Below are 410 nucleotides of genomic sequence, written 5' to 3'. Positions count from 1 at the left end.
CCTACCTCTTTGAACTGGGGGATGGTCAGGACACGATCTCTGATGTGGAGTCGATGTGGACCACAGACGTGTTGCGTTTTGGCTCGGGCATCAAGGCGTCGGATATCCAGGTGATTCGAGACGGCGTGAATCTGGTGCTGCAACACAGCAATGGCCAGGATCGAGTGACGATCGCGAACTGGTTCCTGAACGCCTACGGCTACAGCAACTACTACCAGTTGAGCCGTGTCGAGTTTGCCGATGGAACCGTGTGGAGCCAGCAACAGCTCACGGCCGCAGTTCTGACGACTTACGGCACCGAGGGAGATGACACCCTCACTGGTCTGGACAATGGTAACGATGACCTGCGTGGCCTGGGGGGCAACGATACGCTCAGTGGTCTTGGCGGCGATGACCGCCTGGAAGGCGGT

Annotated in this window: 1 protein-coding gene; it reads left to right on the top strand. The window is 58.3% G+C overall.

Features of this window, described 5'->3' with window-relative positions; all coding sequences use genetic code 11:
- On the top strand, positions 1-410 hold a 410-nt coding region (locus PF66_RS33460; protein WP_241494372.1), incomplete at both ends, for a calcium-binding protein.

The sequence above is a fragment of the Pseudomonas asplenii genome (genome assembly GCF_001293465.1).
Classification (GTDB): domain Bacteria; phylum Pseudomonadota; class Gammaproteobacteria; order Pseudomonadales; family Pseudomonadaceae; genus Aquipseudomonas; species Aquipseudomonas fuscovaginae_B.
Note: the sequence above shows the minus strand (reverse complement) of the source record. Positions and strands in the feature narration are given on the sequence as shown.